This is a genomic window from Paenibacillus sp. FSL R5-0912 (assembly GCF_000758605.1).
GTDB lineage: Bacteria > Bacillota > Bacilli > Paenibacillales > Paenibacillaceae > Paenibacillus_AQ.
In genome coordinates, this window is sequence record NZ_CP009282.1 from 2,615,833 (window position 1) to 2,642,235 (window position 26,403).

The following is a 26,403-nucleotide window of genomic DNA, read 5'->3' on the forward strand; positions in this document are numbered from 1 at the left end:
AGAGCTTTCCATTTGAGTTGAGAGATATGGTATGTTACCTTGTTCAATAGGATGGTATGATAGGAAGAGGGGTGAAAATAATTATGACAAATGAAACAACCAATGAGACAGCCAATGAGACCGCCAATGAGGCAACAAACGGGGAAGCAGAAGCTGCCGAGAAGGTCATGACCGAAGAGAAATGGAACGAGCTGCTGAAGGCTGTTTTTCATAACGGCATTGTAGCTCTAAAAATGAGTTTCAGTGAAGTGGAAGGCCAGGTTCTGAATTTGGATACTTACGGCCCGGTGTTTGTGTATCGTGTCAAGGACAGTGCCAACGATGATTATTACTGCGGGTTCTTCCTTCGTGAGTTGGCCGGCAGATTCCAGTCCGGAAGCAGTCCGGAAATCTGGATGGCCTCCTTCTTCCACGAATTGATGAAGACCAAGGGAGGCAACTCCTTGCCTAAGCCTCTTCCGAGTGAAGAGGAAGCCAAGGCCGTTGTTGATAATGTACTGGTTCCCATGTGCATCGCCGCTGTCCGTGAAGAATTCGCACCGGAGCAGGTTCATGCAGGCCTGGCCTTTAACCCGGAGCACGGACCGGTCTTTGAAGCAGGATTCCCTGCAATCACTGACGGGAACAACGTATGCGCGATTCCGCTTCATCTGTTGCTGACGCATTTACAGCTGAACCGCGATCCTTCGGAGCTGCTGCTGCAGGGCTTGTACAAAATCCGTGAAGAACACGGAATGGAGTAAAATGCAGGTAAAAGAGTAAGATAAGCACAGGCCGCTCCTCTATGGAAGCGGTCTTTTGCTGCAAAGATAAAAGTACATAGGTCCATACGGTCACTTCTCCTTCCGTTTCTGCCGGGTTCGCTGAATTGTCAAAATTACAGTTCTTACCGGGAGTAAAAACGATATATATGGGGTGTAGCGGATGAAGACGTTCTCAAATGCCATTTTCCGAAACCGGTTGGGTTAGGTTTCAACTGCACGAACGTACACGTGCATTGAAATAGGATGGGCAACCTTGAATAGCAAAGAGGAGGACAACGATGTTGAGAAGAGGAAAAGTCTTAAGTTTGTTTCTGCTGTTCACGCTTTTGATCGCACTGGTGCCTGCGGGGAATTCCAGCGCAGCATCAACCTGGAATCTGGCCTGGAGCGATGAGTTCGACGGCTCTTCCCTGAATACCGCCAACTGGACTGCCGAGACCGGCACCGGTAGCGGCGGCTGGGGAAACAATGAATTGCAATATTATACGAACCGGACACAGAATCTGCAGGTTACCGGCGGCAATCTTGTAATCACAGCGCAGAAGGAATCCTATGGCGGCATGAATTATACCTCAGCACGGATCAAGACGCAGGGCCTCAAGAATTTCACCTATGGCAAAATAGAAGCCAGAATCAAGCTGCCTTCCGGTCAGGGGTTATGGCCTGCATTCTGGATGCTGGGCTCCAATATCACCACGGCCGGCTGGCCGGCCTCCGGGGAAACGGATATTATGGAACGGGTGAATAATAACGCCTTCGTCAACGGTACAGTGCATTGGGATGCAGGCGGGCATGCCGAATACGGGCAGGTGTCCGGAAGTCTGGATTTCTCCCAGTATCATGTGTACAGCGTGGAGTGGGATTCGAAATATATCAAGTGGTTCGTTGACGGCAACCAGTTCAATCAATTCTATATTGAGAACGGAACAGGCAATACAGAGGAATTCCAGAAACCGTTCTTCCTGCTGCTGAACCTTGCGGTAGGCGGCAATTGGCCGGGCGCACCGAACAGTGCTACCAGCTTCCCGGCACAAATGCTGGTTGACTATGTGCGTGTGTATCAGGCAGGCGCTCCATCGACCGGTATTGTCAGCGGCGGAGTATACACATTAATGTCCAAAGTAAGCGGCAAAGTGCTGGATGTGAAGGATGTCTCCACGGCAGACGGGGCCAAAATGCACCAGTGGACTAATTATACTGCCAGCAACCAGCAGTTCAGAGTGGAGAGCACAGGGGATGGCTTCTACAAGCTTACTGCGATGCATAGCGGTAAGGTGCTGGATGTTCCGAATGCCTCCACTGCAAGCGGCGTCCAGCTGCAGCAGGCCAATGACAATGGCAGCAATGCCCAGCGCTGGAGCATCATCGATGTAGGTGGCGGTTACTATAAGCTTATATCCAAAGCGAGCGGGCTGGCTATGGATGTCTCCTCGTCCTCTACAGCGGATGGTGCGGTAGTGCAGCAATGGACCGACAACGGAACAGATGCCCAGAAGTGGCTGCTCACCAAGATTAACTAGGGAAGCCTCACTCTAACTCTAATAGCATCTTCCCGCTCATCAGACCGGGATGCGAATGGGACTGTTTATAGATAGGGACGAAAGACCGCGGAAGCTGCGGTCTTTCGTGCTTGTACGTGGTTATATTAGAATAATATTATTCAAAGCGGATGTTCTTGCTGAAGCGGACTGGGTTCCAGCTTGATCCAGCTTCAGCCGGCAGAATAGTCATACCCTAAATATTCATTGATGTGATAATGCTTATTGTAAGCGTTATTATATGGTGGGATAAATGGAATATTGGAGGCGATTTATGCAAAGCCGCGGAAATGCCAGGTCTAACTTAATGATGCTGATAATACTAATCATGCTAATATGCTGTATGTCCCTTGTGAGTTGTTCTTCCGGTACAGATTCAGCGGCTGTCCAGACAGCTTCCCCGGAAGCGTCCGCAGCCGCAACTGAAGGGACTGCGTCAGCAGCACCGCAGCAGAGCCCCGGAATTCAAAATTTAACGTTCCACAGTGAGGCGCTGGATCGGGAGATGCGGCTCAGTATTTACCTGCCCGAAGGCTACAGTGCGAAGCAGCATTACCCGGTCCTCTATTTCATCCACGGCTACGGCGGCCAAGAAACGGATATGATCGCCGGGCTGGGGCTGCATCTCAATGCAGACAGGCTGATTGAAGCAGGTCAGATCAATCCGCTCATTATCGTCTCCCCGCAGATGGATAACAGCTATGGGCTGAATTCTTCTCCTGCATATGCACCGAATGATCCTGGTGACCCCCTGACGACCTCTAACGGGATGTATGAAGATTATCTAGTGAAGGATGTTGTGAATTATGTGGATTCGCATTTCAGCACGTTAGCCGAGCGGGATTCGCGTTATATTGGCGGCATCTCAATGGGCGGCTTTGTAAGCCTGCATGCCGCGCTGCTGCACAGCGATGTCTTCAGCAGGGCAGGCGGGCATAGTCCGGCGCTGTTTCTGGATGACTGGTCTTCGGTCGGCGGTGAATACGGCCTGATCAGATTCCTGTATCCGACAGAAGCAGAGCGGCAGGAGCGTGATCCGCTTATTTTGGCGAAGGATAGGGATTTAAGTGATCTGGCAGTATACCTGGATTGCGGGGAAGAGGACAACTACCGGTTCTATGAAGGTGCAGAGCAATTATATACACTGCTTAAGGATAAGGGGGTGCCGGTTGAATATCACCTGAGAGCAGGGGAACATGATGGGGAGTACTGGAGAGCCCACTTGGATGAGTATTTGATTTTTTATGCCGGAAGGACTAACTGACGATGATGCTTACGAATTATAAATTGAATTTTGAAAAGCTATGTGCTACATATAACTTGGGGTCACTGCGCACTGAGCCGGAGCGGATCTTCGGCGGGTTCCTGCACCGGATGTACCGGATGACCACGGATCAGGCAGAGTACGCAGTGAAAGCGCTGAATCCGCAGATTATGCTCCGGGAATCAGTGATGAACAACCTGACAGCCGCCGAGAAGGCCGCGGAGCTCGCAAGCAGACATGGAATAAATGCTCTCCCGGCTCTGCTGCATGAGGGGAGCTGTATGCATGAAGTGGACGGGCAGTATTATCTGCTGTTTCCATGGATTGAAGGCCGCTCTATATCTGCAGGCAACGCGGGGCTGGAGCACTGCGTTACTATGGGGGAAGCTCTCGCGGCTATACATGCCACGGACTTCTCTCCGCTCCATAATGAGCTCCATAGGGATAGCACAGCGGAACAATTGCAGACCGATTGGAAAGGGTATGCCGTACAAGGTCAGGCGATGGATCTTCCATGGTCCGCTTCCCTTATGGCTGCTCTGGACAAGCTCTACCGCTATGAGGAGCTGGTGAATGCTGCTATGCCGATCCTTAATGGCAACAGGATTATCAGCCACCGGGATCTGGACCTGAAGAATGTGCTGTGGGATCATGACGGCCGGCCCGTTATTATTGACTGGGAGGCTGCGGGCTGGATCAACCCGGCGCAGGAGCTGGTTGAAGTGGCACTCTATTGGTCAGACTTTGAGAGTGGTCACATCCGCAAGGAGGCCTTCTGTGCGCTGATTCAGGCTTACCGTAATCATGGGGGAGGGACACGTGACCCCTGGCCGGAGGTGCTAATCAGCGGTTACCACGGGAAGCTGGGCTGGCTGGATTACAGCATCCGGCGGTCGCTGGGGCTGGAAGGCCCGGATGAAGCGGAGCGGGAGCTTGGGACAAGCCAGGTGCTGCCTACGCTGCAAGCGCTGAAGGATTACGAAGCGTTCATTCCGCTTTGCCTGCAATGGCTTACGAACTTAAGTATGAAATAGAAGGAGTTGGGCCCCGATGGAAGAGAATAAAGTCACCTATGAATCTGTCGATCAATATATTTTGGCCTATGCACCAGAGGTCCAGGAGATTCTGCAGACCTTGCGCAAGGTCATCCGGGAGGCAGCGCCAGAGGCAGAAGAGAAGATCAGCTATCAGATGCCAACCTTCTTCCTGCATAAGAATCTGGTGCATTTCGCCGCATTCAAGAATCACATTGGATTCTATCCGGCACCGCAGGGAATTGAAGCGTTCAAAGAGGAACTTGCGAAATATAAAGGGGCCAAAGGCTCTGTGCAATTTCCGATTCATGAGCCGCTTCCCTATGAACTCATTACGAGGATCGTTAAATTCAGAGTGGAAGAGAATCAGCAGCAGGCAGCGGGTAAGGCGAAGAAGAAGAAATAAGTGCTTATGGCAGACCGGGAGGCAGAGAGGGTAGCAAGCTATGTCTATTACCACAATCAGCTGCAGGAGGAACAGGCTGTTCATGGACCGAACAGAATAATTATCCTATACGAACTGGTAAAGTAAAGTCCGGGCCCGCTGAAACATCGGGGATTTGTATTTTCCGGGAATGCACAACGAGCCTTGGAAGTGATTCCAGAGGCTCGTTTTTAGCATCTTTTATTTAAGTTAATTGTTCAGTAGCCTTGCTGTCATAGGGGATTCTCTGCTTACAGCGACTTATCATCAATGCTGTTCAGCCAGCTCTCAATATCCCCGATGACGGAGCTGACGCAGCCGTCCTCGAACGGTGAGATCAGTCCGGCAAGCTCTACCAGCTTCGTGAAGGACTGGCTTCCTCCAGCCTGGCAGAGGCGCAGATAATCCGACCATGCGGATGTGAAATCCTCATTCGAGCGTTTCCAGAACTGGAAGGCGCAGAGCTGGGCCAGCGTATAGTCAATATAGTAGAACGGAGACCGGTAGATATGCGCCTGCTTTTGCCAGAAGCCGCCCTGCTCCAGATAGACGTTGCCGTCATAATCGCGGTGGGGCAGATATTTCTGCTCAATTTCCCGCCAGGCCTGCTTACGTTCAGCCGGAGTCGCCTCCGGGTGCTCATAGACAAAATGCTGGAATTCATCGACAGAGACACCATAAGGAATAAACAACAGACTCTCTGCCAGGTGGTTGAAGCGGTATTTGTCCGCATCCTGTTCGAAGAACTGGTCCATCCACGGCCAAGCGAAGAATTCCATACTCATCGAGTGGATTTCTGCAGCTTCAAAGGTTGGGAAGGCATATTCCGGAACGCCGGAGTTGCGGCTGGAATATACCTGGAAGGCGTGTCCCACTTCATGGGTCAGCACATCAATATCCGCTGAGGTTCCATTGAAATTGGAGAAAATAAACGGTGCCTGATAGTCGCTGAAGTAGGTACAGTAACCGCCGAATTGCTTGCCCTTCTTGCTTACCAGATCCATCAGCCCATTGTCCAGCATGAAGGTGAAGAACTCATCGGTTTCCGGTGACAGCTCCTTGTACATCTTCGCTCCGTTAACCACAATCCAGTCAGCATCGCCCTTGGGTGTAGCATTCCCGGAATTGAAGCTAATGCCCTCATCGTAAAATTTCAATTCATCCAGACCCAGACGCTCCTTCTGGCGCTGCTTCAGCTTCGTTGCAAGAGGAACGATATTCTCAAGCACCTGCTTGCGGAAATTAGCAACCATCCCGGCATTGTAATCCGTACGCATCATCCGTTCATACCCCAGCTCCACAAAGCTGCTGTATCCAAGCTTGGCAGCTATGCTGGCCCGTACCTTGACGAGCTCATCATAAATCCGGTCGAGCTCCGGTTCATGCTCTGACATGAAGGCATATCTGGCTTCAAAAGCTCCCTGGCGCACAGAACGGTCAGTCGATGAATCATAGGGGATCAGCTGGGCCAGGGTACGCTCTTCACCGTCAAATCTAATTTTGGCTGAGGCGATCAATTGGGCGTATTCGGAAGACAGCTTGTTCTCAAGCTGTAAGTCTCCGATAACTTCAGGGCTGAAGGTACGCAAGGAAATTTCGGCCAAGCTTAGCAGCTGCGTTCCCCATTCCTGTTCAAACTCGGCTCTGTACTTGGAATTTACAAGGGCTCTGTAATAATCCGTTATGTACTCCTGGACCACCGGACCGATCTCGTCCATGTAATCCTGTTCAGCCTTGTAGAACTCATCCTCGGTATTAATCGAGTGGCGGACGCTGACCAGTGTCTCCATCGTACCGAATTTGCTGCGGAGCTCATTCATGGCGGCAACCGCGGCCTTCTGCTCCTCCAGACTGCCATTCTCCAGGCCTTTCAGCAAGGTTGTGAAATCGGTCTTAAATTGCTCCACATCCGGACGTTCATAACGGTATTCTGAGAATTTCATTGGATTATCAGCACCCTTTCTTTACCATATAAACCCCATTATATAATCGACTCCCGCAAAAAACCAACTTTTAGACAGTAAAGTTTAATTATACTTAATTTCTCAAGGCGAAAGGTCAGTGAAACTTCCACGTTGTGTTGCGGATGGTATTATTTTAGAATAGTAATGATCTGCATCCATAAAATGTAACTGTATACGGCGGCGGTCAGCGCTGCCCTGGGAGGTGAAGGACCATGTTTAGAATGAACCAGTATGTGAACGGCACGCTCCATGCAAAGCCTGTGGAATAACTAAGGCGAAAGCTTGGCATGGAGCGGACTTTATTCGCCTGAAGTAACAGACTGGTACAGTTATTCATACAGGCTTTGCCCTTAAAAGATCAATTTTATTTTAAGGAGCGGGCCAAAGATGAAATGTGTAAATGCAGCAGCGTTATTGCCAGACCACCTGCTGAAGGAGATTCAGCAATATATTCACGGGGAAGCCTTGTATATCCCCACCCGTACGAGCAGCCGCAGAAAATGGGGCGAAAGCTCCGGGGCAAGAGGGTTCTACAGACTCCGGAACAATGAGATACGCAAATGTTTCCATGATGGTGCGGACATGAACCAGTTGTGTGAGCAATATGGATTATCCATAGACAGCATCCGTAAAATTGTATATTCCAAGAACCCGTAGAGCTGATCTGCGGGTTCTTGCTGTGAGATAAAACAATTCTAGAAAAGCTTGGTATATAATGTCCTCTGCCTGTTCCGTAGAATGAAGGTATGACAGAGCCTCTGGAGGATGAAATGACTAAGAGAGCAGGTAGAGCAGAATATAGACCCTATACTCCGCAAGATATGATGAAGGTGCGGGAGTATATTTCGCGGGTCTACTCCAGGCTGAAACGGCCGAACAGCTGGTCCATTGCCCGCTGGGAATTTGAAATATTCTTTATTCAGAAGAGAGCGGGCATGTTGCCCGGCTGGGAGCAGCATATAGGACTGTGGGAAGATGAGGGGGGTGAGCTGGCCGCCGTTGTCTGCCGTGACGGGGACTACTATTTTCAGCTGGATACGCTGGAGCCGCAGGAGGAGTTACTGGGCGAAATGTTCGAATTCATAGAAAAGAGTTCCAGTCCGCACAGCCCTAAGCTGGCCATTCCGAAATTCATGCCCGCGCTGGAAGCGATGGCGCGCAGCCGGGGATATAAGCTGCTGCGCAATGAAAGTGATACTATCATTTCGGTCGCGCTGGATCAGGAATTCCGGGCAGACCTTCCCCATGGATTCACCCTTTGCTGCGGGGATGAAGTCAGTGACCGTGCGAAGGCGCAGGGGCATATTATGGCTTTTGACTATGCAGGCACGAAGAAAGCGGAGCAGACGCTGCAGCATTATGGCGGACTTCGTGAAGCACCGGGGTACCGCCCCGGGCTGGATCTGTCGCTGGTGAACGCTGCGGGAGAGGTCGTGGCCTTCTGCAATATTTTTGTGGATGAAGCCAATAGGATCGGCATGCTCGAACCGGTTGGAACACATGTGAATTACAGAAGACAGGGGCTGGGCAGGGCCGTGATATATGAAGGCCTGAACCGCCTGCGGACGCTGGGCATGGTCAAAGCTTATACGGGGCCTATGCAGCCCTTTTACCGGAGGATTGGCTTTGGGCTGGAGGCAGAGATGACCATCTGGGAGAAAGAACGCGGGTGAAAATGCGGGAATGAAATAGCGGGGATGAAAATACAGGATTGAAATTAGGGAGAATAGTGTGGACTCTCCTCATATGTAGAGAGTACGGTAGTTGAATTTGTACAATGGCGGAGAGTCGCGGAGAGTCGCGGACTGAGATTCCGTTATTTTGGATTTATGGACGGTTTTGGGTAGTTCGCGGACTGAAAATCCGTTATTTCTGCTCGGAGGGGTGTTTTGGAGTGATTTAGGAGCAAATAGAGGAATCTCAGTCCGCGAGCTATTGGAAAAGCCCCACTTTCAGCAAAATAAGCGCATCTCAGTCCGCTTCATTGGAGTGGTGTACCTACTGCTCAACAGTTATTCGATTGCGGCTCGGGAATTTCTTGCCTATTACTCGAGTGTTACCTCATTACTAGATACTCTAGTTACTACTAGTTACTACTAGTTGTACCCATTGCATAGTCGTATCCATTGCGGCTCGGTGCTCTCCTGCGCTTGCAGGTGATTCACTCCGTTACAGCCGAAGCTTGTAAGTCCGCGCCCGATGGGAACCACTCGCGACATCCAGGATCTGCAGATCAACGAGATCATGAAGAATGCGTCTGGACTGACGGTCGCATATCTTGAGGTGCCGGGCAAGCTCCAGCGGAGTCAGCGGCCGCAGCATACGCCGGGCCAGGCGGACGGTCTCTGCCTCCAGCCAGGATAAGGATGCAGATACGTCCGTGGCTATGAATCTGCCAATAAAAGCGAGCACCAGCTGCTGGCATAGCTGAGGTTCTTCCGTGATGGACGGGTAAGCGATCGGCAGAAAGGTCCAGCCATCCAGTGCGAGTAAACAATGCCGTCTGCACAAGTCTTTGAATCTTCTGACATCCAGATCTCTGGCATGAGGGCCGAAGCCCTGGATCTCGATTCCGCCTTTTGCTCCACCGGGCATATACGCCAGATCCAAATAGCGGTAGCCGTTATTGAAATCCCGGACCTCCCATTCCGGAAAGAGATGATTGAAATTTCCGATAGCGGGAAACCAGACAGAGCGAAGAAATTCTCTGGTTCCGTGCCCTAGACCTTTTTGGAGCAGCTCCAAGCGAATTGCACCTGTCTCCGCATGAATCTGTTCCTGCAGCCATTCATCATAGTACTGTTCAAATCTCGACATTGCCTCATCTCCCTTGCGAGTAGTTTGACCCTTGAGCTGACCTGATACGATCCGATCCAATCCAATCCCGATACAAGAAAAGCCGCCGCAATACAACGTATCTGGAAGGTTAGCTCCAGACAAACGTTCTATTGCGGCGGCGTGTGCTTCACGACCTATACCGGTTATTATACCGTATTACCGCACAGCAAGGGTATCTTATTTCACATCGAAACACTCCCCATATTCAGGCCAGAAAGCGACTTGGATCATAATTGATCTGCCATTGATGTGATAAGGTGGGAAATCAGGGCTTGGTAAATACTGAGGAGGATTCAAGATTGAAGAAACACAGAGGTAAGCGAAGAATAGCTTTGCGGATATTATGGTTTGGCCTGCTGCTAATCGTCCTGCTCATAGGAGGCGGATTAGTCTTCCCGACATGGACTCCAGGCATCAAAGGCGGCAACAGCGTAAGCATCCTTAAGCAGATAACTATTAACGGCACGAAGCAGGAAGTGATGATCCGGGGGAAGGACCGGAGCAATCCGCTGGTGATTTTTGTGCATGGCGGGCCAGGGGTCCCTGAGACTCCGTATGTACGGAAATATCAGGATCTGCTGGAGCAGAATTTCACCGTAGTTCAGTATGACCAGAGGGGCAGCGGGAAGTCCTATCATTTCTCAGAAGACTATTCGAATCTGTCGTCAGAAATGCTGGTAGATGATTTATTGGCGCTGACGGATTATCTTGAGCAGGAGTTCAACCAGAAGAAAGTGCTGCTGATCGGCCACTCCTATGGTACATACATAGCCACACAGGCGGCAAGCAAGGCACCGGACAAGTTCAGTGCCTATATCGGAATCGGCCAGACGGCCAATTGGGTTAACAGCGAGCTGGAGAGTCTGCAATTCATGATTGCTCAGGCGGGGCTTGCCGGTAATGACGCAGAGGCGGAAGAACTGGAGCTGCTAAGGGAACCGATTACTGAAGGAGGACAGATTACCCCCCGGGATAAAATCCGCGAATACGGCGGTTCAGCAAGGCTGATTAACGATAATGCGGATATCTTCCAGGGATTGCTGTTCGGTACAGAGTATAATTTGCTTGATGCCATTCGATTCTTCAAGGGGAATTCGATGTCGGAGCTTAACCTGCAGGCAGAGTTAACAGAGCATGATATCACGGAGCTGGTGGATCAGATTGGTATTCCCGTATATTTCGTGATGGGGCAATTCGATCTGATGACCTCGGTGAATGAAGCTCGTAAATACCTGGACGAGCTGGAGGCGCCGCATAAGGAGTTCGTGGTGTTCGACCAGTCGGCGCATTATCCGCAGTTCGAAGAGAAAGAGAAGTTTGCACAGTGGCTGAACGAGACATGGGCTAAATTACCGCAATAGCGCACGTTCTCTGGGCGGCACACTAGCGATTGCAGCGGAAGCTGAGAAGAAAACGGCGTACTATCCTAATCCAAAGGACGGTGCTGCCGTTTCTTTTTGTATACAGTATCCTGACCTGCTGAAATTGCAGCTTGAAGCCGCTGTAGCGCAGCTTGCGCAAAGGCCATTGTATAAGTCTTTTGGCAAAAATATACTGTAACTGTAAGGAGAAGCGCAGGAGGCGATGGGCGATGAAAATTACAATTGAGAACGTTCCGGAGGGCGGTGAGCCTGAAATTATTCTAAGGTGCAACGACCCGGATGAATCTTTGCTCAGGTTAATCTACTCCGTGAACTCCAGCTCCAGAAAGCTGATCGGGATGACCGAGTTGCAGCTGCATATCATTAGTCCAAGGGATGTGTATTACTTCGAGGCGGTGGATCATAAGGTGTTCATTTATTGCCACGAGAAGGTGTATGAATCCCGTCTTAAGCTGTATGAGCTGGAAATGGATTTCGAGCATGGCGACTTTTTCAGAGCATCCAAATCGACCATCCTGAATATTGCCAAAATCAAATCACTGAGTCCGGTACTCTATGGCAGATACGAAGCGCTGCTGCAAAACGGTGAAAAGGTCTATATCTCCAGACAGTATGTTCCTGTGCTTAAACAAAAATTAGGGCTGTAGCAGATGATTCGTGCTGGAAGAAATGAGATGCTTAATATTCGGGAGGGAATATCATGATTACAACCGGTAAATATATATCTTTTTTCGTGAAAGATCTGTTAACGGCCTGCGGCTTTTTGACGGTACTTGCGGCGGTTGTGCTGGCTCTGAGTTCTACGGAGACGATCAACGGCTCGCTGTTTATGCAGCTGTTCCTGGGGGCCTTGGCATTTACTTGCTTCCGCTATGCACTGGTGAATACCTATGAGGTTGATAAAAAAGTACAGACAATCAGCTTCTACATTTGTTTTATCCTCGCCGATGTTTTTGTGATTCTATGGCTGTGGCTGTTCGCTACAGGTCCCCGGCTGCTCGATAACGGAGTACTGGTGCCGTTCGTCATCGTAATTCTCGTAGTTAAAACCATGGTTTACACAATGATGCACATTGACGGTAAAAGGGAAGCCAAGCAGCTGAACCAGAAGCTGGAGGAGTATAAGAAGGACGGGGATAAATAAGCAGTAAGCAGTTAGCAGTTAGCCTCCGCAAGTGCAGCCTTATAAGCGAATGTTCGAAAGCCGCCTTGGTGCCGGATCTGCCTGGGAGGCTTTTTATTTGGTTTATTTTATTTAGAAAACATACAAAAATCCTGTTACCATTCTGCTAGTTAAGCGTAACTAAGACGGTGTTATACATAATCTTCCATGGAGCTGATATCATGCTGCTTAACAACTCATCACTGATAGAGATGATGAATGGTACGGATGAACCAGAAATCCGGCTTGAGAAATCGCTTAATTTGTACCTGGAGCGGTTCGGACAGCTCGAGCCGCAGATCCGCGCTTTTGTTCCTGAAGCGGATGTTGAACAACGTCTTCGGCGGGAAAAAGCGCTGCTGCTGCATACTTATAGCGAAGCGGACAGCAAACCGGCCTTATTCGGCGTTCCTGTGGCGGTTAAGGACTTGCTGCATGTGGAGGGACTGCCTACCCGGGCCGGTTCGCAGCTACCCGCGGATCTGTTGACCGGACCAGAGGGCTCTTTGGTCCTAAGACTCCGCTTCCTAGGCGCGCTGATTGCCGGGAAGACAGTTACCGAGGAATTTGCCTATAACGGGCCTATTGCAACGCGTAATCCGCATAACACCGCGCATACTCCCGGCGGGTCAAGTGCAGGCTCAGCCGCTGCAGTTGCTGCGGGAATCTGCCCGCTGGCGGTTGGTACCCAGACACTGCGCTCAGTCATCGCTCCTGCATCCTTCTGCGGCGTGGTCGGATTCAAGCCGAGCTATGGCCGGGTTCAGCTGGACGGGGTGCTGCTGCTCTCGCCTTCTTTTGATACCATCGGGTTCTTCACGCAAGATTTGCCTGGTATGGAGGCCGCCGCAGCTCTGCTTGTACCGGGTTGGGAAGCCATTCCCGCTATATCTGACCGCAAGCCGGTCCTCGGCGTTCCCGCCGGGGTGTACATGGAGTTAATGAGTCCGGAAGTAAAAGCTGTCTTCATCGCTCAGATAGGGGTACTCGAACAGCTGGGCTACCAAGTCCGCCACGTGGATATGCCCTGGAAGGATGAATTCATCTATGGAGATGCCATGATTCGGTTTATCGAGGGAGAGCTGGCGCGGGAGCATGAACATTGGTTCGCGGAGCATAGGGAAGAATACGGCCTCCCGGTTCAGGAGGCCATTCTTAGAGGCCGGCAGATTCCGGATGAGGAGCTGGTGCAGTACCGGGGACAGCAGATGATTCTGCGGCGTGATCTGAAGGAACTTATGGTTCAGGAGGGCATCGACCTGTGGGTGTCGCCGGCCCAAGGAGGCACGGCGCCCAAGGTAGAGGAGAACAATACAGGCTGGGCAGGAATGCCTGCCATCTGGGGATTCGCCGGGGTGCCGTCAATCAGCTTGCCGGCTGCAACGATCGGGAATATGCCGCTCGGCTTCCAGTGCATCGGCACCTACGGGGAGGACGAGACACTGCTGGCTTGGGCGCGGGAGCTCTGGCCTCACTTATGCACAAGCGCATAAGCCTCCAGCAATTTCTCCACAGGGATATTCATTAATCCGCAGGCCGGGGATTTCAGATTGAGGTAACTCTGCATTCGAGTTGTAATCCGTACAATATTTAGCACCTCCCGTTTAACCGCGGGCCATTCGCTGTTGCTTTGGGATAAAAAATGCCCTTAAGCAAAAAGGAAGCGGGCTGATCCCCTTATGCTTAAGGGCTGCTTCCGTTATGCTTAAGGGCTGCTTACATCACACTTAAGGGCTGCTTCTACTTGCCGGTAGGCTTAGAGGCGCAGCGCTTCAGGAAGCGCACATCGATCTCGCCGCTGCCTGCAGTATTGGGCTTCAGGCCAAGGGAGAAGGCGTTCCGCTTCAGCAGGCACTTCACCTGGCCGGGCGTCAGGCAAGGGCGGAGCTGCAGCAGCTGTGCAGCTGCACCGGACACGATCGGCGTGGAGATACTGGTACCGGACAGCTTGAAATACTTCCTGCCAACCTTATTTCCCGGCAGTTCGCGGACCAGCTGGGAGCCGGGTGCGCGCAGTGAGATCACCGAATCGCCGGGGGCAACAAGATCGGGCTTCACTTTACCGCCGGGAGCAGGTCCGCGGCTGGAGTAGACGGCGATACGGTCGTCCTTTTGCGTCACCGTCCGGCGGTCATTCACGGCTCCGACGGTGATGGCGGAGGGACTGATACCGGGCGACTCAACCGTTCTGCGCCCGGGTCCGCTGTTGCCGGCGGCGATAACTACAGTGAGTCCGGCTTTGACGGCTTTCTCAACCGCCTGGACAAGGATATCGTCCTTGGCAGAAGGGCTCACCGGTCCGCCGAAGGACATGGACAGGATGCGCAGCTTCAGCTTTTTGCGCCGGGCAATGCACCATTCAATGGCTTTAATGATGGTGGAGTCATAACCGTCGCCGTTTTTGTCCAGTACCTTAATTCCGACGATCCCTGCTTCAGGTGCCGGCCCTCTGTATTTACCTTTGCTGGACCAGCCGTTCCCTGCGGCATCGCCGGTAATATGTGTGCCGTGCCCGTTATCGTCATACGGACACTTCCGGTGATTGATATAATCCTTGAAGGCTATAATCCGGTTCACAGGCCGGGTCAGATCGGGATGCGGATACACACCGGTATCGAGCACGGCGATATTGACGCCTTTGCCGGTAAGCCCTCTTGTACGCTGAACGGCGGTGGCACCAATGGACGGAGTAGCGACATTTAAGGTGGTTTTTTTGATGCCATCGAGATAGACCTTATGCACCCCGTTCCAGCAGCATACCTGCTCCAGACATTTCAGCGTAATACGTGAGGCAACCGCGCGGTGCAGGGGCAACAGATGTTTAACCGGAAAAGCGTGTGTCCCCAGATGCTTCTGAAGAGCCTTCATTCTCTCTGGAGTCAGCGGATGCTTGAACTGTATAATGACCGGAAGGGCAGCCGGTTTCACGGTGGATGTATAGGACTTGCGGATCTTTTGCTTCAGCGGACGGTTAAGCTTGGCGGTATGATGCTGAACCCATAACTTATCAGTCATTAATGTGATCACCTCTATGGAAGCATAGTATGCGGCCGGGTGATCAGTGGGTACGAATCTATGAATATAGGACACTGCTACATTTCTATGAATATCAGGCAATAACACGTGTCGGCCGGTTCTTCAGTTGCATTTACTACTGTATTCCAACAGAAAGTGGTGAAGCAATTGAAAGAATCAGAGAAGAAAGCATTAATGGCAAAACGTCTCCTTATAGCCAAAAAAGCAAAAGCATCGGCGGTAGTAAGACCTAAGAGACGGCGGATCAAACAGGTTCTCAGCAATTTCATCGTGCTCGCAGTAAACAACAACAATGTCCCTTATGAAACGCAAGGCTGGACGGCTACGTTGACCAGAAGCTCTGGTACCGTTACCACGGCACAGTTTGATGAATTCGGTGTAGCGCAATTTAACACAATCAGCACTCTGACAACTATCAGCTACACCCTTAGAATTATTGACGCGGATAATGTTCAGCGTACTCAGAAATTCGTCCCTGCCAACCGTGAGTTCTTTGTAGCCCGTTTCTAAGACAACAGCGCGCCTCCGGTCAATTCGGAGGCGCGCTGTTATTTCGTGCGTACTCATGGACATGTTTCCTTGAACCCTTCGGCGAAATGTGAAATTATAGAAATATTGAACTCATCATACATAGCAGAGGGGAGTCACAAATGAACAGCTATTTTATTCATAATGAATCATTGGCGCTGCATGTGCTGGAGAGTGGAGAGAAGAATGCTGAACTGCCGTCGCTATTAGTGGTCTGTGGATTGTGGGAACCTGCGGAGCGGGCGATTCCGCTTCTGTCCCATTTGCAGGGTCATATAGTTGCATTTAGCTTCCGCGGCCGCGGCTTAAGCTCTACACCGGATTCTGGTTATGATCTGGAAGATCATCTGTCCGATATTGAGACTGTAGTTAATTATTGCGGGCTCGCACAATATATTGTGCTGGGCTTCTCACGCGGAGCAGCCTATTCCCTTGCCTGGAGTCTGAGGCATCAGGATCAGGTGAGGGGCCTTATCCTGGTTGATCAACCGCCGGTTCACAGGGCCATGTCTCTTGAAACAGTGGAGTTCTGGAGCAGCCTTGTCTATCAGCAGGTGCCTCTTCTGAACTATATTCGCCGGGAAGCCTTGCAGGGAATGGGGCGGGAAGCCCGTGAGGTGGACTTCTCGGAACAACTGCCGCAGCTTGCAATTCCCGTCACGCTGTTTGCCGGCAGGAATCCGGATTCTATGATCTCATCGGATATATCAGATGAAGTACTGGAGAAGTATCGTACATTGGTGCCCTGCTTCACTGTAGTTGAGTTTGCACTGTCGGGACATATGATACCGGATGAAGAACAGGCGAAGTATATAGCTGAGGTTAAGAGATGGATGTCTGAGACTTTTCGCTAAGAGGAGGTAAGTCTATGTATCACTGGATTCAGAATCATACGAGACTTGAGTATATCACGGAGCTGGAGCCTTTCGACTTCAGCTCCCTGCGGGCGCCGGAGAGTATTCACAGAATGGAGCCGCAGGAGCAGCCTGTTGAAATGACTGCACTGGCGCAATATTTCATTGCTGCAAGTGTCTGGCTGTCAGAGGATATGTATACATCTATTCCTCTGCGGAACGAAGAAGCCGTGAAACGGGTGCTGGAAGAAGTAAGCCCGCATTATGCCGAAGCCCGGCAGTATGCTATTCCTGGAAGGGGAGATGAAATGGTTCTCCGGAAGCTGAAGCCAGCTTCGCGAGACCTATTCTTGGCTACAACGACATGCGTTATGCCTCCGATGAAAGACTTATACCGCCACCATGATACCAGTGGATGGCGAAACGGCGTTAAACGGGCAGTCGTGAATTATCCGGTTAACAGTAAGGCCTTAGTACCCTACGAAGCAGAGGGGATAAGGGAACTGCAGGAGTTGCTGCGGAAACTTTATCTTGAACCGCCGGGTGACGACCTTGGGTGGGTACCACTGGGCTGGAAGTTTGAGGATTCCCTTAAGGATTCCCTGATGCTGCGTTTCCTGGCCGGATTCGCGCCGCATCTGACGCTCGCCGTGGACGCCGGCACCCTGGAAGTCATTAGCATTCATCTATCCCAGGAGGAATTCAGCCGTCCGGTTCTGCTGCGCTCAGGGTGGCCTAAGCCGCCGCGCAGGAACGGGGATTATCTGTATTTGGATCTCGGCAGGAAGCTCGTATATGTAGTCGATCTGAGCAAGCAGGACAAGCTTGAGACCTGGGCTGATCTGCATGAAGAGGCCCGCGTTTACCTAATGCGGCCGTACGGGGATTTCGCACAATTCGATCATCTTTCCGCAGAGCCGAAACCGGCCGGTGTAGGCTTATTCTTTGATACCCATACGATTGGCAGAATGCTGGAGACTATCAACCTTGAGCTGGAGTCTTTTTGAAATAATAAATACTGTAGAGGATCAGCGGAATGACCAGGAAGTTGGCCAGCTGGATATAGAGCAGATAGTCGAGCAGCTTGAACATATCGAACAAATCCCGCGAGAACAGGTACGAGAAAAGGATCGTCAGCGCGCAGATATAATGCTCCTTGAACCTGATTTTGAGGCCCGACAGCCGGATCAGCTCCATCAAAGCAAAGAAGCAGACGATATAACGGATGAACCAGCCGGCGACCACCTGCAGCATAACGAATAATTCACCAGCCTCCAGGAAGCCAAAAGCACTGATAATCTGGGTCTGTGTCAGCTTGGGGAACAGTAGATTGACTGCCCGGTCCGGCCCGAAGGTAGTAATGACACCAAGCATCGAGAAGATCTGCATCTGGATAATGAACAGCAGGGCAATCGAAGTATGCAGGAGCAGCTTGGATTTGTCCCGCACACTGTCCAGGTAAGGGATCATAATGGTGACACAGCTCAGTGCGCCGAGAATCTTCAGGGTGCTCAGCAGCAGTGCAGGGGTAACTCCATGCTCCAGAATCGGATAGATATACTTCATGTCCTTGTATTTATGAGTCAGGAAGGCGAGCAGCATACCGGACAGGCTGATGAAGAAGATCACCACAATGGTCGTAATCGTTACGGAAGCAATCCCTTTTTTGACTACATAGACCGTGGCTACCGCAGTGACCAATATAAAGACCCATACGGGCGTGAACAGCTGGAAACCGGTGTGAATGACACTGGCCTCAGCGCCCGCACTTTCAAATATAGTTAATAGAAGAGTCAGCAAAAAAAGCACAGAAAAAAAGCCGCCGCCCCATTTGCCGAGTGATTTCGCATAGATGTCGAGCAGGTTATAATTTTGGGTTCTCTTCTTAATCGTCAGAATAACCCACATGTACACAAGAATACAGGCTGAAGCGGCAATCATGGCAATCCAGGTATCTCTTCCGCCTAGCCGGATGAACGATGAGGGGAAGGTCTTAAGAGTGACAATCGCCAGGCTGCAGATGATGAAAAACAGATGTTTGGAGTTCATACTTGCCACTATTCCACCTTCTCTCAGAAAAGTCTAGACTTAACGTCTAGTATGGTCTGCTGTTAGGAATATTATTCCGGTAATCCGGCATACTATCCCTACCACTTAAGAAGGGCGGGAAACCGGATGACCGTACAAGCGAGTGAGCTTTCCTCTATACTAAGCGGCTGCTTTGATTTCATTAAGCGGGATATCGTGATGAATGATACTGTCATAACTCTCTTTTATATAGAAACCATTTGTGATTCTAACTATATGAGCCAATATATTATTGAGCCGCTGTCGCAGGCGGCAGGGGGGATAACAAGCAGAGAAGCGGTCGGTAAGGCCATCTATGCCGCTAAATTCGGGGAGGTCAAGGATGCGGACGAGGCGCTTGAGCATCTGCTGGCAGGTGATCCGGTGCTGATTTTTGAGCAGCTCCAGTATGCTGTTTATTTTGACGCCCGCAAGCTGGAATCCCGTCCGGTCGAGAAATCGCAGTTCGAAGCGTCGCTCGTCGGCTCGAACGAGAGCTTCAATGAGCTGCTGGTCAACAATGTCAGCCTGATCCGCAAACGGATGGCTACGCAGACGCTGAAGATTGAAAGCCATATTCTGGGCAAGCAGTCGAAGACGCAGGCGGTTCTGCTCTATGTGGAGGGGACGGCTCCGGAGGATCTTGTCGCGACTGTCCGCCAGAAGCTGGAGGCTATGGACAATGAATTCGTGCTGGGCGCACAGTATGTTGCGGAAGCCTTAAGTCCGGGCAAGACGCTGTTCGATACCATAGGATACACCGAGAAGCCCGATGCGGTAGTCGCCAAGCTGTTTGAGGGCAGAATCTCCGTAATTGTGAATGGAACGCCGTTTGCACTGACCGCGCCCTGTTTCTTTTTTGAGAACCTGCAGTCCCCGGATGATTATGCCACCAACAGGCTGTTTGTTACGCTGCTGCGCTTTGTGAGATTCGGCTCGGTGCTGGTATCGCTGCTCCTGCCGGGATTCTATGTGGCGCTGACCACGCATCACTTCTCGCTGATTCCTTCGGCGTTTGTGTTCAAGCTTGCCGTGTCCCGTTCGGGGGTGCCTTTTCCGACAGTGGTGGAAGTGGTCCTGATGTTCCTGTTCTTCGAGCTCTCCCGGGAAGCCGGACGGCGGCTGCCACATCAGATCGGACAAGCGCTCAGTATTGTAGGCGCCCTGATTCTGGGTGATGCTGCCGTCGGCGCCGGACTGGCTTCCCAGGCTACGGTGGTCGTGACAGGGATTTATGCCATTACCTCGTTCATTAATCCGCGCCTGACCTCGGCCATTTCTGTATGGGCAGTGTTCTCTATCATCATGTCTGCCGGTTTCGGGCTGCACGGCTTCTATCTGGGATTCATCCTGCTGGTGGCCCATCTGGGATCGCTGAGATCCTGTGATTATCCGTATCTGTTCCCGCTGGGCACCGAGAAATCGTTCCGCGCCGCCAATCTGGATGTGCTGGTCCGGGGACCGCTGAGCAAAGTATCGAAACCCTTCCTGTACCGGGGCAGAAAATGATCAAGTCGCTCCGCAGAAAAGTACTCGTCACACTGATGCTGGCGGTGCTGCCCTTCCTGCTGGCCTCCTGCTTGGGCTACAGGGATCTTGACCACATCGCATTCGTGACCTCCATTCTGATTGATCAGGATGAGGAGGAGAATCTCATTTTTTATTTTGAGACGCTGAACTCGATCCGCAGCTCCTCCAAAGAGGCGAACCAGGAGGAGAGGATTGTATATAAAATAGCAACCCAGAATCCGGGCGATGCCCTCAACCGTCTGGAAACTCATACCAGTTCCCCGGTTACCCTTGCCCACAACAAAGTCATCCTCTTCACGAAACGTTTTGCGGCGGGCGGGCTGGACCAGGCATTTGATATTTTTGACCGGTGGCAGGAATCCAGCACACGTACACTTCTGGGCGTGTATGTAGGAGAGACTGAGGATTTCATCAAGCCCAACCATGAGGAAGAGGTTATGACCGGCCTGTACCTCTATGACATGCTGGGCAACAAAGCATCCGTAACCTCCTATGGCGTCAAGCTGAACATCAGGGAGTTCATGAATCAGAAGATTATCGGTGATCATGTGAATTCCATGTCAATCATGAATGTGTCCAAGGATAAGGATACGAAGGGGCAGTATTTCCTGGACGGACTGGCACTGATTAAAGAATATAGAATGGTAGGCAGGCTGAGCAGCGAGAAGTCCATCTACTTCAACTTCCTGCTCAATAACGAGGTATCGGGCAATATCAATACGCAGAATCCCGAGGACCGGACGAAGACGGTGAGCCTGCTGCTGCAGAATAACCGCTACAAGTCCAGGCTCGATTATAAAGACGGCATACTAAAGATGGAGATCATCCTTAAGCTGAACACCGATGTATCCTTAATCCAGGGGAAGCTGAAGCTGAACGAGGAAAACATTGCGAAGCTGGAGGCGTCCATGGCAGCGAAGATCAGAGCCAATTGTCTGGCGCTGTTTCAGGAGTGGAAGGATAAAGGGACCGATATTTTTGATATCCAGGAGAAGTTTGAACGGAAATATCCCAAGCTCGCCGGGCGGAATATCATCGGGAGTACAGAGCTCGACCTTAAGGTTACGGTAGATATCAACGGCACGACAACGCTTAGGGATGCGGAATAGCAATATGATAATTATAGAAGCTGTTATCACGGCCATAAGGGCTGCGGTTACAGCTTTTTTTATATGACAGATTTCGTGCCGCGAATGAGCGGTGTAGACGGTGTGATGTATCTTTTGTCAAGATTCGATGGGTGATATCTATAAAATATTGTTCGATTATACAAACCAATCCGCAAATTTTAGCTATAATGACAATAAACCTGCCATGAACATTTCAAAGCCGGAGCATTAAAGCTATAATGTGGCCATAGGTATAGGGATGATACAGTGCGGAACTGCCCGTAATTATGCAGCCTAAAGATGCCAGCGAAAGGTCTGAGGATGATGAGCCTGGAAGCCTTGAATGAACGTGTGAAGACGGATCTTTCCTACCTTGCCTATGGGGGCGCGGACTGGATACGCCCTCTGGAGCATCCCGAAGGCCATGTCTATGATGTAGTGATTGTAGGCGGGGGGCAAAGCGGACTCGGAGCGGCTTTCGGCCTGCTGCGTGAACGGATATCCAACATTCTGATTATTGATGAGAACAGTGACGGGCTGGAAGGTCCATGGGAAACATATGCACGGATGGTGACTCTGCGCACGCCCAAGCATTTGACCTCCATTGATCTGGGCATTCCATCGCTCACCTTCCGCTCCTGGTGGGAAGCGCAGAAGGGAACAGCAGCCTGGGAGGAATTAGGCAAAATCCCCCGCGGCGACTGGATGAATTATCTGCGCTGGTACCGGCGGATTCTGCAGCTGCCGGTGATCAATGAGGTGCAGCTTAAGCTGATCGAACCGGGTGAGGACGGGATCTACCGGCTGCGGATTGCTGGAGCGGGTGCCCCGTCCGGTCTGCTGCTGGCGCGCAAGATCGTACTGGCCACAGGGATCCAGGGCGGAGGCGAGTGGCATGTCCCGCCGATGATTGCGGAGCATCTGCCGGAGCATCTGTATGCACATACCTCGCAGAAGATTGATTTCGCCGCTCTCCGCGGCAAGCGGGTAGCGATTCTCGGCGGCGGGGCCTCGGCCTTCGACAATGCCAACTTCGTTCTTACTGAAGGAGCGGCGGAAGCGCATGTGTTCGTCCGCCGCGAACAGCTGCCGAATGTGAATCCGATCCGCCAGATGGAGGTTTCGGGAATGATTGAACGGTTCCATGCCTTAGCGGATGAAGATAAATATGCAGTGATCTCGCATTTCTTCAATTATAATCAGCCGCCAACGAACGACACCTTTGCACGGGCGGCGGCCTGGCCCGGCTTTCGGCTGCATCTCGGTTCTCCCTGGCTTAGTGTGGCAGCTTCCGGAGAAGAAGCGGCAGTGACTACACCTAAGGGTGAATTCAGCTTCGACTTCCTGATTGTCAGCACCGGGCTGCTCAGTGATCCCGCCCTGCGGCCGGAGCTGCAGCAGGTTGAAGCTCATATTGCCCGCTGGCGCGACCGCTATGAGGCGCCGTCCGGAGCTGCGAATGCGCTGCTGGATGCGCATCCGTACCTCAGCCCGGGGTTTGCGCTGCAGAGCCGGGATGAGGCAGGCCGCAAGCTGCTGCATGGAATATTCCTCTTCAATTATTCAGCCCTGGCCAGCTGCGGCTTATCGGCATCGGCGATCTCCGGCCTGAAGAATGCGATACCGAAGCTTGTCTGTGGTGTAGCCGACCAGTTGTTCATGGATGACCGCCAGCAGACCCTTCAGGCTTATTATGATTACGACGAGATTGAATTTACAGGCAAGTAATACAAGAAGAGGCTGTACCAGGGTCAGGGAGACCTTTGGTACAGCCTTTGTACTTGTTGGGCGTGTTGTCTAGGTTGTGATCCTGGCATACACCGCGAAGAACAGCGCCAGCTCGCCCATGATCAGCACATTCGGAACATGGATTACGAGATCCAGCACGTAGAAGCAGATCAGAAGAGCGGTGAGCAGCGCCAGATGCTTAACCCCCAGCCGGTGCTGCTTATGTCTGTAGACATGGAAGACCAGTGTGGTTGAAGCGAAGTAGAGCAGGACTGAGCCGAAGAGCAGATTCAGCATCAGGTCATAATGAAGCTTGTTCAGGAAGAGCAGCTGGATTGATGCGGCAAGCATACATAACGACAGATAGATAAACAGATGTCCGTAGATAATAGTCTGTCCGGCCGTTTGAATATGCATATCGAGCTTCTTCTCCAGGTTGTCATAATACTGCCACCACACCGCGATAATCAATACGAAGGTGAGGGCGGCGAAGCCGACAGATTGTCCGGTCCAGGTACTGGACTGCAGTACGGCAAGAATGCTGACGACAGATTCACCCAGGAGAATTAAAGCGAACAGTGAGAACCGTTCCAGCAGATGATGCGTATTGGCGGGAGTCTTCACAAGAATCCGCCGGCCGGTAAGCGGGAGGATAATGTCCAGCGTAATCCCGGCGTACAGCACGGCATACCGGAGCCAGGAATCGAAGAACAGCGAACAGGCCGAAATCACCAGTCCGATCCAAAAGCGTGTTCCCAAATAACGGGCAGTGTTCCGCAGATGGCCGCTTTCTTTGGAATGTGCGTAGTGATACTGGACGGCGGTCATGATCCGGAGTCCGAGATAGCCAATCAGAAACGGCAGATAGTTGGCATCGAAATCCACAGACAGGCTGGCTGTCATAATCAGCACGAAGAACAATTGGATGATCAGGAAAATCCGGTGCGTCACCGTATCCTGTCCATAGCGGTTGACGAAAAGCGTCTGGCCTACCCAGGCCCACCAAATCGGAATGAAGATCAGTACGAATTTGCCCAGTGTCTCTAGAGAGAGAACCTCGTCTTCTACATGCAGGAGCACATGGCTGGCCTTGGAGACCGCAGCGACAAACAGCAAATCATAGAAGAGCTCCAGCCAGGTTACTTTTTTGATGATCATTCTGTAAGTCTCCTTTGCCGTTTGTTTACCGGAGCAGTCCGGTTAACAAGTATAATAAAGGCTCTGGATAGAAGAAGGCAAGACAGCAGGTGGATTAACCATGGTTCATTCCGGCAGCAATTGACCTGGGCTGCACTCTCACGGATAATATAGAGGTTCATATTCTTTACAGGATCGGGGTAGAAGCATGTCATATCGTAATATGGAAGAATGCATTATTGACTTGGAGAAGCACGGACATTTAATTCGCATACATGAGGAAGTTGACCCGCATCTGGAAATGGCGGCGATCCATATGAAGGTCTATGAAGCGGGCGGTCCAGCATTGCTGTTCGAGAATGTCAGAGGCTCGAAGTACCGCGCGGTATCGAATCTGTTCGGAACGATCGAGCGCAGCAAATTCATCTTCCGGGATACCTGGCAATCCTCCCAGGATGTTATCGCTTTGCGCAGCAATCCCATGAAGGCGCTCAAGCAGCCTTTCAGATATATTGGAACCGCCCTTGCAGCCAGAAAAGCACTTCCGCTGAAAAAGCGCGGCAGTGCTCCTGCCGGTTTCGAGGAAATTCAAATCTCCGATCTTCCCCAGATCAAGCACTGGCAGGGAGACGGAGGGGCGTTCGTCACGCTGCCGCAGGTGTATTCGGAAGATCCGGACAAGCCGGGGATCATGAACTCCAATCTCGGGATGTACCGGATTCAGCTTAGCGGCAATGAGTACGAGATGAATAAGGAAGTAGGCGTGCATTACCAGATTCACCGCGGCATCGGCATACATCAGTCCCAGGCCAATAAACGCGGCGAGCCGCTCAAGGTGAGCTGCTTCATCGGCGGACCTCCGGCACATACGCTGTCGGCGGTGATGCCGCTGCCGGAGGGCCTCAGCGAGATGACCTTTGCCGGGCTGCTGGCCGGACGCCATTTCCGCTACACCTATGTGGACGGATTCTGCATTAGCAGCGATGCCGATTTCGTGATTACCGGAGAGATCCATCCCGGTGAGACGAAGCCGGAAGGTCCGTTCGGGGATCATCTGGGCTACTACAGCCTGACCCATCCGTTTCCGGTGATGAGAGTGCATAAGGTCTATGCCAAGCGAGGGGCCATCTTCCCCTTCACGGTCGTCGGCCGTCCGCCGCAGGAAGACACCGCCTTCGGAGAATTGATCCACGAGCTGACCGGCGGGGCGATCCAGTCGGAGGTTCCCGGCGTCAAAGAAGTGCATGCCGTAGATGCCTCAGGAGTGCATCCGCTGCTATTCGCCATCGGCAGTGAACGCTATACACCTTATCAGCAGCTTAAGCAGCCGGCGGAGCTGCTGACCATCGCCAACCGCATTCTCGGAACCGGACAGCTCAGTCTGGCGAAATATCTGTTCATCACCGCAGAAGAGGACCAGCCGGTCAGCACGCATGATATTGAAGGTTTCTTGACGTATATCCTGGAGCGGATTAATCTGCACCGCGATATTCACTTCCAGACGAATACCACCATAGATACACTGGATTATTCCGGCACCGGAATCAACAGCGGCAGTAAGGTGGTATTCGCTGCGGTAGGCGAGCAGAAGCGGAGCCTATGCACGGAAGTGCCTGGGATTCTGCAGGCACAGCAGAGCTGGGGACCGGCGGCGATGATTATGCCGGGTGTTGTGGCGCTGCAAGGCGAGCCGTTCGCGGATTACCAGTCAGCAGCAGAGGAAATCGCCGGCCTGTGTGCCGCCATTGCGGAGCAGGGGCCGCTCGATTCCTGCCCGATGATCATTCTGTGCGACGACAGCGGATTCATGTCGGAGCATCTGAACAATTTCCTGTGGGCGACCTTTACACGGAGCAATCCTTCCCATGATATCCACGGGGTGAACAGCAGGGTAGAGCATAAACATTGGGCCTGCGATACTATCATTATCGATGCCCGGGTGAAGCCGCATCAGGCGCCGCCGTTAATCCCCGACCCTGAGGTGCAGAAGAATATACAGCGGGTATTTGCTCCCGGAGCCAGCTTGGGCGGTATGCGGGGATAG

Annotated in this window: 23 protein-coding genes; 18 read left to right on the forward strand and 5 right to left on the reverse strand. The window is 51.8% G+C overall.

The features are described 5' to 3' along the window. Positions 1-83: 83 nt before the first annotated feature. From R50912_RS10930 to R50912_RS10950, 5 genes are all read left to right on the forward strand, one after another. On the forward strand, positions 84-743 hold the full coding sequence (locus tag R50912_RS10930) for a hypothetical protein (RefSeq protein ID WP_042234767.1): 660 nt from the start codon (positions 84-86) through the stop codon (positions 741-743). A gap of 299 nt (positions 744-1,042) precedes the next feature. Further along, positions 1,043-2,284, forward strand: coding sequence for an RICIN domain-containing protein (locus R50912_RS10935; RefSeq protein WP_042234769.1), 1,242 nt, complete (start codon positions 1,043-1,045; stop codon positions 2,282-2,284). A gap of 370 nt (positions 2,285-2,654) precedes the next feature. Beyond that, on the forward strand, positions 2,655-3,566 hold the full coding sequence (locus R50912_RS10940; RefSeq protein ID WP_231637820.1) for an alpha/beta hydrolase: 912 nt from the start codon (positions 2,655-2,657) through the stop codon (positions 3,564-3,566). A gap of 56 nt (positions 3,567-3,622) precedes the next feature. Beyond that, positions 3,623-4,600 (forward strand): phosphotransferase enzyme family protein, encoded by a 978-nt coding sequence (locus tag R50912_RS10945; RefSeq protein ID WP_197073068.1) that lies wholly within the window; start codon positions 3,623-3,625, stop codon positions 4,598-4,600. Between the two features lie 16 nt (positions 4,601-4,616). Continuing rightward, entirely contained in the window at positions 4,617-5,006 is a 390-nt protein-coding gene (locus R50912_RS10950; RefSeq protein WP_042234773.1) for an iron chaperone, read from the forward strand. A 269-nt stretch (positions 5,007-5,275) separates the two neighbouring features. Here R50912_RS10950 and R50912_RS10955 read toward each other — a convergent pair whose 3' ends face one another. Beyond that, positions 5,276-6,967: a M3 family oligoendopeptidase gene (locus R50912_RS10955; RefSeq protein WP_042234775.1), complete on the reverse strand. Its 1,692-nt coding sequence runs from the start codon at positions 6,965-6,967 to the stop codon at positions 5,276-5,278. A 408-nt stretch (positions 6,968-7,375) separates the two neighbouring features. On the opposite strand from R50912_RS10955, the gene R50912_RS10960 reads away from it, so the two are divergent. Then, positions 7,376-7,645 (forward strand): CD3324 family protein, encoded by a 270-nt coding sequence (locus R50912_RS10960; RefSeq protein WP_042234777.1) that lies wholly within the window; start codon positions 7,376-7,378, stop codon positions 7,643-7,645. Between the two features lie 113 nt (positions 7,646-7,758). Beyond that, positions 7,759-8,661 carry a GNAT family N-acetyltransferase gene (locus R50912_RS10965; RefSeq protein WP_042234779.1) on the forward strand — a complete coding sequence of 301 codons (903 nt, stop codon included), beginning with the start codon at positions 7,759-7,761 and terminating at the stop codon, positions 8,659-8,661. Positions 8,662-9,157: 496 nt separating this feature from the next. Here the strand turns inward: R50912_RS10965 and R50912_RS10970 are convergent, their stop codons facing one another. Continuing rightward, on the reverse strand, positions 9,158-9,805 hold the full coding sequence (locus R50912_RS10970; RefSeq protein WP_042234781.1) for a hypothetical protein: 648 nt from the start codon (positions 9,803-9,805) through the stop codon (positions 9,158-9,160). 320 nt (positions 9,806-10,125) lie between these two features. Between R50912_RS10970 and R50912_RS10975 the strand changes: the two genes are divergently transcribed. The 4 genes from R50912_RS10975 (at position 10,126) to R50912_RS10990 (ending at position 13,863) form a co-directional block, all read left to right on the forward strand. Next, positions 10,126-11,187, forward strand: a complete 1,062-nt coding sequence (locus tag R50912_RS10975; RefSeq protein WP_042234783.1) for an alpha/beta fold hydrolase — start codon at positions 10,126-10,128, stop codon at positions 11,185-11,187. 230 nt (positions 11,188-11,417) lie between these two features. Continuing rightward, the gene (locus R50912_RS10980) at positions 11,418-11,855 is read left to right on the forward strand and encodes a LytTR family DNA-binding domain-containing protein (protein ID WP_042234785.1); all 438 of its coding nucleotides are present in this window, start codon (positions 11,418-11,420) and stop codon (positions 11,853-11,855) included. Between the two features lie 53 nt (positions 11,856-11,908). After that, positions 11,909-12,352: a hypothetical protein gene (locus R50912_RS10985; protein ID WP_042135502.1), complete on the forward strand. Its 444-nt coding sequence runs from the start codon at positions 11,909-11,911 to the stop codon at positions 12,350-12,352. A 200-nt stretch (positions 12,353-12,552) separates the two neighbouring features. Beyond that, positions 12,553-13,863 carry an amidase gene (locus R50912_RS10990; protein ID WP_081956454.1) on the forward strand — a complete coding sequence of 437 codons (1,311 nt, stop codon included), beginning with the start codon at positions 12,553-12,555 and terminating at the stop codon, positions 13,861-13,863. A gap of 247 nt (positions 13,864-14,110) precedes the next feature. On the opposite strand, the gene R50912_RS10995 is transcribed toward R50912_RS10990, so the two are convergent. Further along, on the reverse strand, positions 14,111-15,385 hold the full coding sequence (locus tag R50912_RS10995; RefSeq protein ID WP_042234787.1) for a S8 family peptidase: 1,275 nt from the start codon (positions 15,383-15,385) through the stop codon (positions 14,111-14,113). Positions 15,386-15,580: 195 nt separating this feature from the next. Between R50912_RS10995 and R50912_RS11000 the strand changes: the two genes are divergently transcribed. The 3 genes from R50912_RS11000 to R50912_RS11010 all read left to right on the forward strand — a co-directional run bounded on the left by R50912_RS11000 (position 15,581) and on the right by R50912_RS11010 (position 17,795). Next, complete coding sequence (locus tag R50912_RS11000; RefSeq protein ID WP_052416210.1) at positions 15,581-15,916, forward strand: hypothetical protein; 336 nt, start codon at positions 15,581-15,583, stop codon at positions 15,914-15,916. Positions 15,917-16,056: 140 nt separating this feature from the next. Beyond that, positions 16,057-16,788 carry an alpha/beta fold hydrolase gene (locus R50912_RS11005; RefSeq protein WP_042234789.1) on the forward strand — a complete coding sequence of 244 codons (732 nt, stop codon included), beginning with the start codon at positions 16,057-16,059 and terminating at the stop codon, positions 16,786-16,788. 14 nt (positions 16,789-16,802) lie between these two features. Further along, positions 16,803-17,795, forward strand: a complete 993-nt coding sequence (locus R50912_RS11010; protein ID WP_042234791.1) for a hypothetical protein — start codon at positions 16,803-16,805, stop codon at positions 17,793-17,795. Here R50912_RS11010 and R50912_RS11015 read toward each other — a convergent pair. Beyond that, positions 17,770-18,837: a GerAB/ArcD/ProY family transporter gene (locus tag R50912_RS11015; RefSeq protein ID WP_042242110.1), complete on the reverse strand. Its 1,068-nt coding sequence runs from the start codon at positions 18,835-18,837 to the stop codon at positions 17,770-17,772. The genes R50912_RS11010 and R50912_RS11015 overlap by 26 nt on opposite strands. Before the next feature lie 126 nt (positions 18,838-18,963). Between R50912_RS11015 and R50912_RS11020 the strand changes: the two genes are divergently transcribed. The 3 genes from R50912_RS11020 (at position 18,964) to R50912_RS11030 (ending at position 23,222) form a co-directional block, all read left to right on the forward strand. After that, on the forward strand, positions 18,964-20,364 hold the full coding sequence (locus R50912_RS11020) for a spore germination protein (RefSeq protein WP_052416214.1): 1,401 nt from the start codon (positions 18,964-18,966) through the stop codon (positions 20,362-20,364). Continuing rightward, positions 20,361-21,494 carry a Ger(x)C family spore germination protein gene (locus tag R50912_RS11025; protein WP_042234793.1) on the forward strand — a complete coding sequence of 378 codons (1,134 nt, stop codon included), beginning with the start codon at positions 20,361-20,363 and terminating at the stop codon, positions 21,492-21,494. Before R50912_RS11020 ends, R50912_RS11025 begins: the two co-directional genes overlap by 4 nt. Positions 21,495-21,818: 324 nt before the next feature. Continuing rightward, positions 21,819-23,222, forward strand: coding sequence for a flavin-containing monooxygenase (locus R50912_RS11030; RefSeq protein WP_042242114.1), 1,404 nt, complete (start codon positions 21,819-21,821; stop codon positions 23,220-23,222). A 69-nt stretch (positions 23,223-23,291) separates the two neighbouring features. On the opposite strand, the gene R50912_RS11035 is transcribed toward R50912_RS11030, so the two are convergent. Further along, positions 23,292-24,380, reverse strand: a complete 1,089-nt coding sequence (locus R50912_RS11035) for a low temperature requirement protein A (RefSeq protein ID WP_042234795.1) — start codon at positions 24,378-24,380, stop codon at positions 23,292-23,294. Between the two features lie 187 nt (positions 24,381-24,567). Here R50912_RS11035 and R50912_RS11040 point away from each other — a divergent pair, with 187 nt between their 5' ends. Beyond that, positions 24,568-26,403, forward strand: a complete 1,836-nt coding sequence (locus R50912_RS11040; protein WP_042234797.1) for a UbiD family decarboxylase — start codon at positions 24,568-24,570, stop codon at positions 26,401-26,403.